At 72.4% G+C, this 15,695-nt stretch carries 12 protein-coding genes and 1 tRNA gene; 2 read left to right on the top strand and 11 right to left on the bottom strand.

Annotated elements, in window-relative coordinates; translation table 11 throughout:
* Positions 1–18: 18 nt before the first annotated feature.
* Positions 19–91: transfer RNA gene (locus tag AB0873_RS13155), tRNA-Asn, on the bottom strand.
* A gap of 272 nt (positions 92–363) precedes the next feature.
* Here AB0873_RS13155 and AB0873_RS13150 point away from each other — a divergent pair.
* Together AB0873_RS13150 and AB0873_RS13145 are read left to right on the top strand one after the other, a co-directional pair.
* Positions 364–759 (top strand): hypothetical protein, encoded by a 396-nt coding sequence (locus AB0873_RS13150; protein ID WP_366599891.1) that lies wholly within the window; start codon positions 364–366, stop codon positions 757–759.
* Between the two features lie 139 nt (positions 760–898).
* On the top strand, positions 899–2,083 hold the full coding sequence (locus AB0873_RS13145; RefSeq protein ID WP_366599890.1) for an ROK family protein: 1,185 nt from the start codon (positions 899–901) through the stop codon (positions 2,081–2,083).
* A gap of 138 nt (positions 2,084–2,221) precedes the next feature.
* Here AB0873_RS13145 and AB0873_RS13140 read toward each other — a convergent pair whose 3' ends face one another.
* From AB0873_RS13140 to AB0873_RS13095, 10 genes are all read right to left on the bottom strand, one after another.
* On the bottom strand, positions 2,222–3,229 hold the full coding sequence (locus AB0873_RS13140; RefSeq protein WP_366599888.1) for a sugar phosphate isomerase/epimerase family protein: 1,008 nt from the start codon (positions 3,227–3,229) through the stop codon (positions 2,222–2,224).
* Between the two features lie 201 nt (positions 3,230–3,430).
* Positions 3,431–4,252, bottom strand: coding sequence for a tyrosinase family protein (locus AB0873_RS13135; protein ID WP_366599886.1), 822 nt, complete (start codon positions 4,250–4,252; stop codon positions 3,431–3,433).
* 21 nt (positions 4,253–4,273) lie between these two features.
* A complete protein-coding gene (locus tag AB0873_RS13130; protein WP_366599885.1) occupies positions 4,274–4,672 on the bottom strand; it encodes a tyrosinase family oxidase copper chaperone in 399 nt (132 codons plus the stop codon).
* Positions 4,673–5,093: 421 nt separating this feature from the next.
* Positions 5,094–7,205, bottom strand: a complete 2,112-nt coding sequence (locus AB0873_RS13125) for a ThuA domain-containing protein (protein WP_366599884.1) — start codon at positions 7,203–7,205, stop codon at positions 5,094–5,096.
* Positions 7,206–7,280: 75 nt separating this feature from the next.
* Positions 7,281–10,139, bottom strand: coding sequence for an RICIN domain-containing protein (locus AB0873_RS13120; RefSeq protein WP_366599883.1), 2,859 nt, complete (start codon positions 10,137–10,139; stop codon positions 7,281–7,283).
* 249 nt (positions 10,140–10,388) lie between these two features.
* Positions 10,389–11,456 (bottom strand): polyprenyl synthetase family protein, encoded by a 1,068-nt coding sequence (locus AB0873_RS13115; protein WP_366599881.1) that lies wholly within the window; start codon positions 11,454–11,456, stop codon positions 10,389–10,391.
* A complete protein-coding gene (locus AB0873_RS13110) occupies positions 11,453–12,916 on the bottom strand; it encodes a nucleotide pyrophosphatase/phosphodiesterase family protein (protein WP_366599880.1) in 1,464 nt (487 codons plus the stop codon). Before AB0873_RS13110 ends, AB0873_RS13115 begins: the two co-directional genes overlap by 4 nt.
* Entirely contained in the window at positions 12,913–14,172 is a 1,260-nt protein-coding gene (gene eboE, locus AB0873_RS13105) for a metabolite traffic protein EboE (RefSeq protein ID WP_366599878.1), read from the bottom strand. Before eboE ends, AB0873_RS13110 begins: the two co-directional genes overlap by 4 nt.
* Positions 14,172–15,023 (bottom strand): TatD family hydrolase, encoded by an 852-nt coding sequence (locus AB0873_RS13100; RefSeq protein ID WP_366599877.1) that lies wholly within the window; start codon positions 15,021–15,023, stop codon positions 14,172–14,174. Before AB0873_RS13100 ends, eboE begins: the two co-directional genes overlap by 1 nt.
* Positions 15,023–15,652 carry an EboA domain-containing protein gene (locus tag AB0873_RS13095; RefSeq protein ID WP_366599876.1) on the bottom strand — a complete coding sequence of 210 codons (630 nt, stop codon included), beginning with the start codon at positions 15,650–15,652 and terminating at the stop codon, positions 15,023–15,025. The genes AB0873_RS13100 and AB0873_RS13095 overlap by 1 nt, the downstream gene beginning before the upstream one ends.
* Between the last annotated feature and the right edge of the window lie 43 nt (positions 15,653–15,695).

Here is a 15,695-nt window from a genome sequence, read left to right as displayed (position 1 = left end):
GCGTTGGGTGGAGAGAAGCTCCCCCGTTTGGACTCGAACCAAAAACCTGCCGGTTAACAGCCGGCTGCTCTGCCAATTGAGCTACGGGGGACCGTGCGGTCACGCGGCTTTCGGATCTCTCCGGCTCCGTGCGACGGGACAAGAGTACAGGACTCCCCGGGGTCTTGGTCCAGGGGGTTACCCCGCGCCCACCCGCACGCTGACCCAGGGATATAACGGGACAAATCGTCATCGCGGCACAAGGAGGTATGAGCGGAGAGCAGGATGGGTAGTTAGCTGCCGACGACAGGACGCAGGCGCATCGGTCTGTCCCGACGGGGTATGTGGCGGGACGACGGCGCGTCAGGTACGGAAGGAGCCGCCATGCGCGGAAAGATCATGTTTCTTGGCGGGCTGGCTGCGGGATTCGTCCTGGGCGCCCGTGCCGGCCGGGAGAAGTACGAAGAGTTGGTGATCCGGGGCCGCAAGGTGCTCGACCACCCGACCGTCCAGGAGGCGGCCGGCGTCGCCCAGGCCCAGGCGACGCGACTCTACAGCGAGGGCAAGGACAAGCTCGGCCAGTCGAAGCTGGGCGAGAAGCTGAGCGGCAACGGCCACCGGCAGGAGCTGACCGCCGCCGACGACGCGTTCGCCGGCACCCCGGCCACCGTCGGCGCCAAGTCCGGCTCGTCCGGCGGCGGCTCGACGCCCGGGTCGACGACTGCCAGCAGCACGTCCCGCAAGCCGTCCGGCTCGGGCAGCAGCGGCAGCACCCTGTAACGCGTACGCCTCAGCGGGCCGGTCGTCTTCGGACGGTCGGCCCGCCGGCTTGTGACCCGGAGGCGAACCGCCCGCGGCCCCGGCGCGCTACGGGGTGGTAACAACACCGTGGCAGACTCCCGCCGGGGAGGTGGTGGAGATGGTCTCCGTCCGGCCGGAGAATGCGGACCAGGCGCGCCTGGTCACGCTGCTGCGCGACCAGGGCCCCCGGTCCCGGGTGGAGCTGGGTGACGCGCTGGGCCTGGCCCGTGCGCGGCTGGTCGCCGGGATCGAGCGGTTGACCGAGGTCGGGCTGGTGGAGAGCGCCGGGCCCGCCGCCTCCCGCGGCGGCCGGCGCTCGTCGTTGCTGCGCCTCGGGCGCGGGGTACGCTTCGCCGCCATCGTCGTCGGTACGCGGGAGCTGACCGTCACCGTCACCGACGGTGAGTTGACCCCGCTCGCCGACCTCACCGAGCCGGTCGACGTGCGGCAGGGGCCGGAACCCGTGGTCCGCCGTGCTGTCGAGCTGATCGGCAAGCTCCGGGCGGAGCTCGGCCTGGGCCGGCTCACCGGGGCCGGCGTGGCCCTACCCGGGCCGGTCGACCTACGGGAGGGCGTGCCGGTCTCGCCACCGCTGCTGCCCGGCTGGCACCGCTTCCCGGTCCGCGACACGATCGCCGCCGAGCTGGGCTGCCCCACGGCGGTCGACACCGACGCCAGCGTCGGCGCTCTCGGCGAGCGGCACGCCGGCGTGGGACGCGCCTTCGACGACTTTCTCCGGGTCACCCTGGGCTCCGGCGTCGGCTGCGGTCTCGTCCTCGGCGGTCACCTGCACCGGGGAGCCACCGGCAGCGCCGGGGACATCGCCCATCTGACGGTCACCGAGTACGGCCCGACCTGCGTGTGCGGCGAGGTGGGCTGCCTCGAGGCGTACTGCGGCGACAGCGGGCTGGTCGGGGCGGCGCTGGCGGCGGCGCGCGGTGGCCGCTCACCCGCCCTGGCCGCCCGGCTCGCCGAGACCGGTGACCTCACCGTGGCCGACCTGACGGCCGCCGCCGGCGACGGCGACCCGGCCGCGAACGCGGTGGTACGTGAGGCGGGGCGCCGGCTGGGTCAGGTGCTGGTCGGGCTGATCAGCTTCGTCAACCCGGCCATCGTCATCATCGGCGGCGCTCCCGCCGGCCTGGGACACACGCTCCTGGCCGAGATCCGGGCACTCGTCTACCGCCGGTCGGCGCCCCTGGCCACCGGCACGATGCCCATCGTCCTGTCGGACCTCGGCGACCGGGCGGCCGTGATCGGCGCCGCCCGCCTGATCAGCGACCAGACCCTGACCCCCACCTGACCCACCCACCCGCCCGCGCTTAGTCGATCATGAAGTTAGCGGGGTGACACGCCGACACGGGACCCGCCAACTTCATGATCAACACAAGCGGGGGACCCGGCCGGAGGGTGGGACAAGGCCGGCCGGGTCGGGTCGGCGTCAGTCCTTGCTGGTGAAGGCGGCGTCGAAGGCAGCCGCCGGGGCGTCGAAGGCGAGCCGGCGGACGAACTGCAACGCCTCGGGGGCGCCGACCAGGCGGTCCATGCCGGCGTCCTCCCACTCGATCGAGATCGGACCGTCGTACCCGATCGCGTTCAACGCGCGGAAGCAGTCCTCCCACGGCACGTCGCCGTGCCCGGTGGAGACGAAGTCCCAACCGCGGCGCATGTCCGCCCAGGGCAGGTGGGAGGCGAGGCGACCGCGCCGGCCGTCGCCGGTACGCACCTTCGCGTCCTTGCAGTCGACGTGGTAGATCCGGTCGGCGAAGTCGAAGATGAAGTTCACCGGATCGAGTTCCTGCCAGACGAAGTGCGACGGGTCCCAGTTGAGCCCGAACGCGGGCCGGTGCCCGATCGCTTCGAGGGTCCGCTTCGTCGTCCAGTAGTCGTACGCGATCTCGCTCGGGTGCACCTCGTGGGCGAAGCGCACGCCGACCTCGTCGAAGACGTCGAGGATGGGGTTCCACCGGTCGGCGAAGTCCTGGTAGCCGCGCTCCAGCATCGCCGGCGGCACCGGCGGGAACATGGCGAGGGTGTGCCAGATCGACGAGCCGGTGAAACCGACGACGGTCTTCACGCCGAGCTTCGCCGCCGCGCGCGCGGTGTCCTTGATCTCCTGTGCGGCCCGCTGGCGTACGCCCTCGGGTTCACCGTCGCCCCAGATCCGCGCCGGCAGGATCCCCTGGTGCCGCTCGTCGATCGGGTGGTCGCACACCGCCTGGCCGACGAGGTGGTTGGAGATCGCGAAGACCTGGAGGTTGTGCTTGGCGAGGGTCTCCTTCTTCCGGTCGACGTACGACTCGTCGGCGAGCGCCTTGTCGACCTCGAAGTGGTCGCCCCAGCAGGCGATCTCCAGGCCGTCGTAGCCCCACTCGGAGGCGAGCCGGCAGACCTCGTCGAACGGCAGATCGGCCCACTGGCCGGTGAAGAGCGTGATGGGTCGCGCCATGGTCCTGTTTCCCCTGTCGTGATGGGGATTCCGTTCCTGCGTGACCGGGGCGAGGGAGTGCCGGGTGCGGGCGGCCCCGACGGTGCACCGGTGGGCGCGGTCGCGCCTGGGGCCGACGGGTTGCGCCTCCCGTCGGCTCACCGGCCACCTCGCGGTCGCCGCCCTCACTCTAGGCGCGATGGGCGCGGCGCAAAAGGGCCCTCAGGCGTACGTGTACCAGGCGTCGTGCGACAGCAGGTCGGCCGGGCTCACCGTGTTCCAGGGCGTCATCACGTCACGCAGGTCCACCACGTTCGGCGTGCCACCGGTGGGCAGGTAGGCGGCGGAGGGGCGGGCCCGCTGCCAGTCCGACCAGAGCTTGTCGACGTGGCAGTGGTGCAGCCAGAAGACCGGATCGTTCGGGGAGACGCCGGTCGCCATGGTGCCGCCGACCCACACGTGGACCCGGTTGTGCAGGTTGGGACCGCGCCAGCCCTCCACAAAGTTGCGGAAGCCGGACGCGGACGTGCTGTTCCAGGGCGCGACGTCGTACCCGGTCTGGGCGAGGACGGTGGCGACCTGGCTGGCGGTGGGCAGGCTCTGCCCGCCGGCGCCGAACTGCCGGCGCAGGTAGCTGCGGCTGTCCACCCGCACGGTCAGCGTCCAGTTGCCGGCGCCGTACGCGAACGGCCCGGTGGTGACCTGGCCGTCGCCGCTGCGCCCGTTGCCGCCGAGGAAGTCCGGCGACCAGAGCGACGCGGTGGTGGACCGGTCGGTGGTCCAGTCCCAGTACGGCAGGTCCACGCTCGGATCGACCGCCTGCAGGGCACGCTCGAACTCCAGCAGGAACTGCCGGTGCCAGGGCAGGAACGACGGCGAGCGGTGGCCGACCCGGTTGCCGGTGTCCGTGTCGCCGAGGATGAAGTCGTTGTGGGTACGGACGAACTGGTCGTAGACGCCGCTGCGCTTGAGTGCGAGCACAGCGTCGACGAACGCGCGCCGTTCGGTCGGGGTCAGGTCACGCTGGTTCTTGCGGATGCCCATGCGGATGCCTCTCGGGGTCGGTCAGCCGTGCAGCGGGATCAGCCGGGCGCCGTCGAGGTCGTCGACCGCGGCGCGGGCCAGGCTTCGCAGGTCCTCGAACGACCGGTAGTGGTGGACCGCGCTGACGTAGCTGCCGTCGGCGTTCGCCATCACGTGCAGGTCCACGTCGTCGATCCGGACGGCGGGCGCGGGCAGGCCGTGTGCGGTGCGGTGCCGGTGCCCGCCGTGAGCGGGCGCACCGATGCTGATGCGCCGCCCCCGGTAGGTCTCGGTGACCGCACCCGTGCCGTCCGGCGTGGGACGCGCCGGCGCCGGTCGTTCGGTCGCGTCGGCGACCCGGGTGACGCCCACGATGGATCCCGCGGAGACCGCCGCCGCGGCGGCGACGCGTAGCACGTCGCGCCGGTTGACCTGGGTCATCCTCACCATTCCTCTCAATGCCAGCAGATGATGAACACTCGAAGAAAGCAAGCTTTCCTTCGAGAAGTGCCGAAGATCCTTCGGCGACTGCGGAGTGAGAGGAAGCTATCAACGGACAGTGGCGCCCCTCAAGGACGGTCGACAGTGGAGTGACGACGCCGGTGACGGGACGTCACCGGGTCCGCCGTTGTCGCGGCAGGCAAGTAATGGAGGCGGATCGATAGCCGCCGCCCCGGCCGACCAGAGCCGACGGGGCATGTCCATGCACCGATGTGGCGCAGGGTTATCGGGCGCGTTCGATGGGTGACGCAGGACACGCCACGGGCCCCCTGCCGGAGCAGCGGGCCCGTGCGTCGACGCGGGTGTTGGGAGGGGCCCCTTGTACAACACCAGGCGTTAACAAGGGGCCCTTCCTTTCAACTCAGGGCAGGGTCCACTTCTGGTTGGCGCCGGTGTGGCAGGTCCACAGGTGCACCGCCGTGCCGTCGGCCGAGTTGTTGCCGGAGACGTCCAGGCACTTGCCGGACTGCGGGTTGCGCAGGGTGCCGTTGGACTGAGCCGACCAGTTCTGCGCGCCGGTGCCGTTGCACGTCCAGAGCTGGATCTTGGTGCCGTCCGCCGACCCGCCACCGGAGACGTCCAGGCACTTGCCCAACGCCTTGACCGTCGAGTTCGGCGACACCGTCCAGGTCTGGGCGGCGCTGCCGTTGCAGGTCCAGATCTGGATCTGCGTACCGTCGGCGGTGGCGCTGTTGCGCACGTCCAGGCACTTGCCGGCCAGCCCCTTGATCGGGCCGGTGCCGGGGGTGCCGCCACCCCCCTTCACCAGGGTGAAGTCGTCCACGTCGTAGAGCCCCGTGCCCGACCCGGTGAAGGTCAGGTAGAGGTTCCGCGTTCCGGACGGTACGCCGGACAGGGTGGTCGTGACGTCGGCGAAGGTGGTCCAACTGCCGGTGTTCGGCACCGCGACCGAACCGAGCACGGTGCCGGTGGTCGAACCGGTGCGCACCTGGAGCGTGCCGCCCGGTCCGCCGGAGACCACCCGGGCCCGGAACGACGTGACGCCGGTCAGGTCCACCCCGTTGTACGCGGCCCAGTCGCCCGGGTCGATGTAGCCGAGGGTCTGGCCACCGTTGGCGCCGGCCTTGGTGAACGGGGTGACCCCGCTGGCCGAGCTGTACGCCTCCGCCTGGATCGTGGTGTTCCCGCCCGGCGGGGTGGAGCCCAACTCCTTGATCCGGATGTTGCGGAACGAGGCGTCGTCGCCCGTCCCGTGGTTCTGCAGCCCGATGTGGCCGGCGAGCGACCGGGCCGGGTCGGTGTTGGTGAAGTCGTTGATCTTCACGCCGTTCAGGAAGACCTGGAGGCGCTCGCCCTCCACCAGCAGTTCGTAGGTGTTCCACTCCCCCGGCGGGTTCAGTGCGGCGTCCCGGGCGGCGATGTCGGCGGACTTGAAGGTGTAGACGGCACCCGTGGTGCGGTCCGCCGCGTCGGTGGCGTCGATCTGGACCTCGTAGCCGTTGTTCACCGCCGACCACGGATCGCTCGACGGCGGGAAGCCGATGAAGACGCCGGAGTTGTCGTCACCGGCGAGCCGCCAGTCGAGCTTCAGCGAGTAGTTGGTGAACTGCTTCGCGCTGTACCAGTAGAGACCCATGCCGCCCACCGAGGTGAGCGTGGCGTCGGCGTTGCTGAAGCTGCCCGGCCCGGCCTGCGACCAACCGGTGGTCGAACCGTTGTAGAGGGTGGTGTAGCCGGTCTCCGGACGGCAGTCGGCCTTGGTGCGGCCGGCCGCGTACCGGATGCCGCCGAGCAGGTGGGCGCGGAAGGCGGGCTCGGCGTACGAGGCCTGCGTGTGCCCGCCGCCGGTGTAGAAGGCCCGGCCGCCGCTGTAGGTCTTGCACCACGAGTGCGGGTGGTCGGCGCCCATCGAGCCGCCCGAGTACGACGACTCGTCGAGCGTGGCCAGGACGCGGGCCGTGGAGCGGGCGTTGGTCTGGTAGTTGTACCACTCGTCGGTGCGCGTCCAGGTCTGCGGCAGGTGGGCCGTGGCCGCGTGGGCACGGTTCTCGGCCTTGACGTTGGCCTGCTGGATGGCCGGGTGCGACGCGAAGTACGCCCCGACGAGGTTGCCGTAGAAGGACCAGCCGTACTCGGTGTCGGCGGCGGCGTGGACGCCGACGTACCCGCCGCCGGCGCCGATGTACGCCTCGAAGGCGCTCTGCTGGCTGGCGTTGAGCACGTCACCGGTGGTGTTGAGGAAGACCACCGCCTCGTACTGGGCGAGGTTGCCGGTGGTGAAGGCGGCGGCGTCCTCGGTGGCGGTGACGGTGAAGTTGTTCGCCGCCCCCAGGTCGCGGATGGCCTGGGTGCCGACGGCGATGGAGTCGTGCCGGAAGCCGGCCGTCTTGGAGAAGACCAGCACGTCGTACGCGGCGTCGGCGGCGCTGACCGGGCCGGCCTGGGAGGTGCAGGCGAGGACGGCGAGGACGGCGGTGGCCACGCCGAGGACGGGTCGGAGGAGTCTGCGCATGTCGCTCTCCCAACGGGTGTTAGGAGGGGCCCCTTGTACAACACTAGGCGTTAACAAGGGGCCCTTCCTTTCAACTCAGGGCAGGGTCCACTTCTGGTTGGCGCCGGTGTGGCAGGTCCACAGGTGCACCGCCGTGCCGTCGGCCGAGTTGTTGCCGGAGACGTCCAGGCACTTGCCGGACTGCGGGTTGCGCAGGGTGCCGTTGGACTGAGCCGACCAGTTCTGCGCGCCGGTGCCGTTGCACGTCCACAGCTGGATCTTGGTGCCGTCCGCCGACCCGCCACCGGAGACGTCCAGGCACTTGCCCAACGCCTTGACCGTCGAGTTCGGCGACACCGTCCACGTCTGCGCCGCCGTGCCGTTGCAGGTGTAGATCTGGATCTGCGTACCGTCGGCGGTGGCCGCGTTCCGGACGTCCAGGCACTTGCCGGCCAGGCCGACGATCGGGCCGACCCCGCTACCGCCACCGGTGGTGAAGGTGAACGAGTCGACGTCGTAGAGCGCGCCCGTGCCGGAGCCGGCGAAGGTCAGGTAGAGGGTGGTGGTACCGGCCGGCGGGTTGCTGATCGTCCCGTTGACCGTGGTGAACGTGTCCCAGGCGCCGGTGACCGGGACGGTGGCCGAGCCGAGCACGGTGCCGGTGGCCGAGCCGGCGCGGACCTGGAGGGTGCCGCCGGCGCCGGCCGAGGAGACACGGGCGCTGAACGACGTCACGTTGTTGATCCGGTACGGCTCGAACGCGATCCAGTCGCCGTTGTTGATGTTGCCGACGGTCTTGCCGCCCTCGGCGGTGGCCTTGTCGAAGGTCGCGATGCCGGACGAGGTCTTGAAGTGCTCCGCCTGCCGCTTGCGCGGCTGGAGGGTGTGCTGGGTGTGGGTGGTGAGGCCGCCCGCGTCGGTGTACTCGGCGTCGAAGATCGCGAAGATGTTCGCCGCGTCGTCGTGTTCACCGTCGACCGGGATGGCGATCGAGCCGGTGCAGCCGGTCTTGGAGGTGATCTGGTGGCCGTGCTGGTCGTGGCCCAGCACGTAGGTCATCTTGACCTTGGTGCAGTCGATCGTCCCGTCCTCGGGATCGGTGACGGTGATGCTGAACGGCACGGTGTCACCGAAGGAGAAGAGCGATCCGTTGGCCGGGGCGTTGATGACCACTGTCGGCGCGGTGTTGCCGACGCCGATCTGCACGCTCGCGGTGCCGGTGGCGCCCTGCGGATCGCGGACGGTCAGCGTGGCCGTGTAGGAGCCGTTCGCGGTGTACGTCTTCGTCGGGTTGGCAGCCGTGGAGGTGGTGCCGTCGCCGAAGGCCCACGAGTAGGTCAGCGCCCCGCCCTCCGGGTCCGACGACCCGGCCGAGGAGAAGCTCACGGTCAACGGGGCCGCCCCGGACGTCTTGTCCGCCGACGCCACCGCCGTCGGGGCGCGGTTGCCGCCGCCGATGTAGTCGTACCGGTAGAGGGCCGAGTTGGCGTCGCCGTTGAAGTAGCCGGTGCCGTAGTCCAGGACGTAGAGGGCGCCGTCGGGGCCGAACGCCATGTCCATGACCTGTTTGCCGTTCCACGGGAACGTGTCGATGGTGCCGACCGAGCCGTCGGCGTTCACGTGGATCGGCTTCACCCAGCCCCGGCCGAACTCGCCGGCGAAGAACTGCCCGTCGAAGCTCTGCGGCCACTTGGTGGTGGAGGTCGACGAGGCGTTGTAGCGGTAGACCGGGCCGCCCATCGGCGACTCCGAGCCGCCGCCGAACTCCGGCGGGCTGCCGGCGTCGCCCGCGTACCGGATCCACGACGCCTTGGCGCCGGGCAGGGTGGTCAGGCCGGTGTTGCGGAACGAGTTGTTGGTCGCCCCGCCGGTGCAGTTGTACTTCGCGCCGGCGGTGCCGGTGGCGAAGTTCCATTCGGCGTACGTCTCGTTGGCGGTGTTGGTGCCGGTGCAGTACGGCCAGCCGTAGAAACCCGGGCCGGTGACCCGGTTGAACTCGACCTGACCGCTCGGGCCGCGGGTGGTGGTGGTGCCGGCGTCCGGCCCGTAGTCACCGACGTAGACGATGCCGGTGGCCTTGTCGACGCTCATCCGGAACGGGTTGCGGAAGCCCATCGCGTAGATCTCGGGGCGGGTCTTCGGATCCGAGTCGACGAACATGTTGCCGGCCGGGATGGAGTACGTCCCGTTCGCGTTCACCTTGATCCGCAGGATCTTGCCGCGCAGGTCGTTGGTGTTGGCCGAGGTGCGCTGCGCGTCGTACGCGGGGTTGCGGTTGGTGCGCTCGTCGATCGGGGCGTACCCGGAGGAGTCGAACGGGTTCGTGTCGTCGCCGGTGGACAGGTAGAGGTTGCCGGCCGCGTCGAAGTCGATGTCACCGCCGACGTGGCAGCAGATGCCCCGGTCGGCGGGGACGTCGAGGACGTCGACCTTGCTGCCGGTGTTGATGGTGAAGTCGGCGTTGAGGGTGAACCGGGAGAGCCGGTTGACGCCCTGCCAGGCGGAGAAGTCGCTGCCGGTCGCGGGGGCGTCCCCGGTCGGGGTGGACAGCGGGGGCGCGTAGTACAGGTAGATGTGCCGGTTGCTGGCGAAGTTCGGGTCGACCCCGACCCCCTGCAACCCCTCCTCGTCGTGGGTGTAGACGGCGACGGTGCCGATCACCGACGTGGTGCCGGCCGCGTCGGTGCGGCGGACGGTGCCGTTGCGGGCGGTGTGCAGGACCGAGCGGTCCGGCAGCACCGCGATGGTCATCGGCTCGCCGACCTCGGCGACGCCCTTGGCGAGGGTGACCTGCTGGAAGTCGGTGGCGACGATGGGGTGGGCCTGGGCCGGGGTGGGGCCGCCCAGGGCGGCCGGGCCGGCGCCGAGGGCGACGGTACCGGCGGCGGCGACCAGGAGCAGGGCCGCGCCACCGGCGAACCAGGGACGGTGGTGGGGAGTGTGCCTCGTGGACATCGCTGTGCTGTCCCTTCCTGACGAGTGACTGCCAGGGCGGGGCGCGCGCCGTCGCGCCGGATGCCGTAGCGGGATGCCGTCGGTTCAGTCGATGGGTTCCCGCGCCGCCGGTTCACCTCGACGAAACAATCCGGTGTTGGCGACGACCCTAAATGGCATAGGTCGATGTGTCCATACCTTCTGACGATCCAGCATGGACTTTCGCTGGATCTGTCGAAAGTTGCCCGGGTCGGCGGCGGGCGGAGCGGGTCAGCGGTGGCGGTCGATCGCCTGGCCGGCCAGGGCGGCGAGTGCCGCCCGGCTCTGCGGGGTCACCGGGGCCCGTTCCAGCGCGGCCAGGGCGGCGTCGGCGCGGACCCGGATCATCTGCTCGATCTTCTCGCGGGCGCCGGTGCTCTCGATGATCTTCCGCAGCTCGGCGGCGCCGTCCGCGTCCAGCTCCGGGTTGCCGAACAGCTCCCGCAGCCGCGCCGTCTGCGCCCGATCGGCGGCGTCCCGGACCAGCGCCATCATCACCGTCGGCTTGCCCTCGCGCAGGTCGTCCAGAACCGACTTGCCGGTGACCGCCGGGTCGCCGAAGACGCCGAGCACGTCGTCGCGGAGCTGGAACGCGTCACCGAGCGGGTCACCGAAGTCGGCCAGCGCGGCCACCACCTCGGGCCCCGCGCCGGCCAGCGTCGCGCCGATCTGCAACGGCCGGGTGACCGTGTAGCGGGCCGCCTTCATCCGGATCACCGTCAGCGCGCTGGCGACCGAGCCGTCACCCACCCCGGACACCAGGTCCAGGTACTCCCCCGCGATCACCTCGGTACGCATCAGCGCGAAGACCGCGTACCCCCGGTGCACCGCGTCGGTGCTCAGCCCGCACTCGTGGAACATCTGGTCCGACCACGCGGCGCAGAGGTCACCGCAGAGCAGGGCGGTGTTGCGCCCGTACGCCTCGGGGTCGCCCCGCCAGGACGAGCGGGCGTGCAGGTCGGCGAAGATCCGGTGCACCGACGGCTCGCCCCGGCGGCGGTCGCTGCCGTCGAGGATGTCGTCGTGGATCAGCGCGAACGCGTGGAACAGCTCCAGCGCGGCGGCGGCGACCACGATCGGCGTACCGTCCGGCCCGCCCGCGCTCCGCCAGCCCCAGTAGCAGAAGAGCGGGCGCAGCCGCTTGCCGCCGGCCAGCACGAACCGGTGCAGCGCCGTGAACACCCCGCGCGGAGCGCCGTCCGGCCAGTCGGGCCCCTGCCGGTCGAGGAACGCGGCCAGCTCGGCGTCGAACCGGGCCCGCAGCCCGCTCGCGTCGGTGGGCGCGACGGTGACGGTCACGACGCCTCCCCCGATCGCCCGTCGTCACCCGGCGGGGACGCGTCACCCGGCGGGGACGCGGCGACCGACGGGCCGGCCGGGGCCAGCCCGGCCAGCTCCAGCAGCAGCGCCTTCACCTCGGTCGCGGCCAGCCGCTCCCGCGCCGCCGACGGGTCGGAGCAGAGCAGCAGAGGCCCGTCGGCGGGGTCGGCGGGCAGCCGCCCGTGCGAGCCCCGGACCGCCCGCGCGCCCGCGTCCAGCCCGACCACGCTCATCAGGTACCGCATCCCCAGCGTCTTGCGGGCCAGCGCGACCGCCGCCCGCCGCTTCGCCGCGCCCGGGGCCGCCGGGTCGAAGAACAGCTCCGCCGGGTCGTACCCGGGCTTGCGGTGGATCTCGACCAGCCGGGCGAAGTCCGGCGCGCGGGCGTCGTCCAGCCAGTAGTAGTACGTGAACCAGGCGTCCGGCTCGGCGACCAGGACGAGCTCACCGGAGCGTGGGTGGTCCAGCCCGGACGCCGCCTTGCCGTCGGCGTCCAGCACCTCGGCCACCCCGGTCAGCCCCGCGCACAGCTTCGCCACCGCCGGCACGTCGGCGGGGTCGCGCACGTACACGTGGGCGACCTGGTGGTCGGCGACCGCGAAGGCCCGCGAGGTCCACGGGTCGAGGTACTCCATCCCCGCCTGCGTGTACACCCGCAGCAGCCCCTCGCGGCGCAGCAGCCGGTTCACGTCGACCGGCCGGGACACGTCGGTGATGCCGTACTCGGAGAGGACCACCACGGTGGCGTCCCGGGAGCGGGCGGCGTCCAGCAGCGGCGCGAGCACGCCGTCCAGCTCGGCCGCCGCCGCGGCAGCCCGCGGCGAGGACGGCCCGAAGCGTTGCAGGTCGTAGTCCAGGTGCGGGACGTAGACCAGGGTCAGGTCCGGGGACTGGTCGGCGAGGATCCGCTCGGCGGCCCGGCAGATCCACCGCGACGACGGCAGCCCGGCACCCGGCCCCCAGTACGTGAACAGCGGGAAGGTGCCGAGCGCGCCGGTGAGCGCGTCGTGCAGCTCCGGCGGGTCGGTGTAGCAGTCCGGGTCCTTGCGCCCGTCGGCGTGGTACACGGGCCGGGGCGTGACCGTCCAGTCGACGTCCGCGCCCATCGCGTACCACCAGCACACGTTCGCCACCGTCCACCCGGGCTCGACCCGCCGGGCGGCCTGCCACAGCTTCTCCCCGCCGACCAGCGCGTTGTGCTGGCGCCACAGCAGCACCTCGCCGAGGTCCCGGAAGTACCACCCGTTGCCGACGATCCCGTGCCCGGCCGGCGGTACCCCGGTGAGGAAGGTCGACTGCACCGAGCAGGTCACCGCCGGCAGCACCGTCCCCAGCTCGGCCTGGAAGCCCTCGTCCGCCACCGCCCGCAGCCGGGGCATGTGCGCCAGCAGCCGCGGGGTCAGCCCCACCACGTCCAGCACGACCAGCCGCCTGCTCATGCCGCCACCTCGCTCCGCTCCGCGCCGGAGACGGTCAGGCCGAGCGCGACCAGTTCGTCGCGGGCGAAGGCCAGCTCGGCGGCGATCCCGGCGGCCAGCTCCGCGTCGGTGCGCGGTCGCCGCGCCGCCGGCAGCACCCCCCAGGTGTACGTCTCGACGTCGAGGTGGTCGCAGCCGGCGTCCGGGCCGGCGAAGAGCGCGGCCAGTGCGGCGCGCAGCACCGGCAGTGTCGAGGCCAGCGGCGGCTCGGGCGGGGCGTGCAGCGGCACGTGGTAGTGCACCCGCCACGGGCCGGGTAGCGCCGCGTCGAGGGCCGCGTCCAGGTCGTCGGCCGCCCAGGCGGGGTCCGCCGGATCGGCCGTCCCGTCGACGCCGGCCGGGACGCCGTCCGCACCGGGGGCGGACCGGGGCGGACCGGTCGCGGCGGCGCAGCCGGCCGCACGGGTCTGGTGCAGGAATCGCGGCTCCACCCAGCGGCGCAGGGCGTCCGCGTCGGCGACCGGGTGGGTGGCCTCCAGCGCGGCGGAGACCTGCACCTTGACGACCGGCAGGCCGGCCGCGCGCAGCCGGCCGAGGGCGGCGGCGGGATCCTCCCAGGCGCAGGCGAGGTGGGCGAGGTCGAGGCAGATCCCCAGCCGCCCGGTGTCCATACCGGACAGTATCGCCGTGGCCTGCCCGGTCGACTCCACCAGACAGCCGGGTTCCGGTTCGAAGCCGACCCGCACCGGCCGGCCGGTGTCCCGCTCGACGGCCGCGAGTCCCGCCGCCAGCTCGTCGAGCCGGCGGCGGGCGGCGTCGGCGCGGGCCGCGTCCCACGGTTCCCGCCAGGCGAGCGGCAACGTCGACACCGAGCCGCGGGCGGCGTCGTCCGGCAGCAGGTCCGCGAGCACCCGGGCCAGGTTCAGGGTGTACGCGAGCCGCCCGGCCGTGGTCCAGTCCGGGTGGTACACCGCGCCCTTGACGACGGGCGCCTGGAACGCCGCGTACGGAAAGCCGTTGAGGGTGACCACCTCCAGGCCCCGCGCGGCCAGCCCGGTGCCCAACCGGCGGCGGGCGCCGGGGTCGGCGGCCAGCTCGGCGGCGACCGGGGCGGCGAGCCACAGTCCCAGCCCGAGCAGGTCGGCGCCGAGCGTCTCGCGGACCGGCACGGCGTACGTGTCGAGTTGGGCGAGGATGCCGGCGAGGTCCTCGGCGGGGTGCACGTTCGTGCAGTACCCGAGGTGGACGGTGGTCCCGCCGGCGTGCCGCAGCCGCATCAGCTGCCGCCGCGCAGGATCGAGTTGCCGGCGAAGGTGGCGTCCGGCACGTCCCCGTCGCCCAGGTCGAGCCGTCCGGACTGTCCGTAGAATTCGATCGGGTTGCGCCAGAGCACCCGGTCCACGTCGTCGTCGGTGAACCCGGCCAGCAGCATCGCCTCCCCGGTGGCCCGGGTGAGCAGCGGGTCGGAGCGCCCCCAGTCGGCGGCCGAGTTGACCAGCACCCGCTCGGTCCCGTACGCCTTGAGCAGCTCCACCATGCGCGGCGGTGACATCTTCGTGTCCGGGTAGATGGAGAAGCCGAGCCAGCAGCCGGTGTCCCGGACCAGCTCGACGGTCACCTCGTTGAGGTGGTCGAGCACGACCCGGCCCGGTTCGACGCCCGACTCGGCGACCACGGCGAGGCTGCGTTCCACGCCGCGCGCCTTGTCCCGGTGCGGGGTGTGCACCAGCGCCGGCAGGTCGTGCGCGACGGCCAGGGCGAGCTGGGCGGCGAAGACGTCGTCCTCCTCGGGCGTCATCGAGTCGTACCCGATCTCGCCGACCGCCACCACGCCGTCCTTCTCCAGGTAGCGCGGCAGCACGTCGAGCACCGGCCGGCAGCGCGGGTCGTTGGCCTCCTTGGGGTTGAGCGCCACCGTGGCGTGGTGGCGGATCCCGAACTGCCCGGCCCGGAACGGCTCCCACCCGATGAGCGAGTCGAAGTAGTCGGTGAACGAGCCGACACCGGTGCGCGGCTGGCCCAGCCAGAACGCCGGCTCCACCACCGCGCGGACGCCGGCGGCGGCCATCCGCTCGTAGTCGTCGGTGGTGCGGGACGTCATGTGGATGTGCGGGTCGAAGATGCGCATCACGCCTCCTTGGGGCCGGTGTGGGGGCCTGGGTCGGCACCGGCGCGGAGCCGGTCGAGCAGGTCGGTGGCGTCGGCGGGCATGGTGCGGCCGGCTGCGGCCCGCTCGGCGGCGAGCGCGGCGAGCATCGCCGCCAGCTCACCGTCGGCGCGGGCGTCGAGGTCGGCCACGACGGCCAGCGGCACGCCGGTGAACACGCACTTGAGCACCGCCTGCCGCCAGGCCGCCGGGTCGAGGTGCCGGGCGTACCGGCCGAGGGCCGCCGCGACCAGCCGGGTGTCGTTGGTGCGGATCGCGTCGTGCAGCAGCGGCACCCCGGCCCCGCCGACCGGCAGCAGCGGCAGCGCCTTGAGCACGGCGCGTTTCTCGGCGGCGTCCCCGGTCCGGTAGAGCGCCTCGGCGTGCGCCGCGTGGTCGGCGGGCAGGGCGGCCAGCAGCAGTGCGCGGGCCGCCTCGTCGGCGGTCCAGCCGGGCAGGTCGGGCAGCTCGGCCCGGCCGCAGCGCCGGCCGGCGGCCGGGAAGAGCCGCGCGATCGCGGCCGGTTCGGCCGCGACGCGGCGCAGCGCTGCCGCCAGCCAGTCGGGATCGGGTACGCCCCGCAGCGCGTCCCGCAGTCGATCCGGTGTCATCGCCGTCTCCTCCCTCTGCTGCCGCCAGGGTCACCGCGAGCCC

The sequence above is a fragment of the Micromonospora sp. NPDC047707 genome (assembly GCF_040704235.1).
GTDB lineage: Bacteria > Actinomycetota > Actinomycetes > Mycobacteriales > Micromonosporaceae > Micromonospora.
The sequence above is the reverse complement of the archived record's forward strand: the minus strand, read 5'-3'. Positions and strand labels throughout refer to the sequence as shown.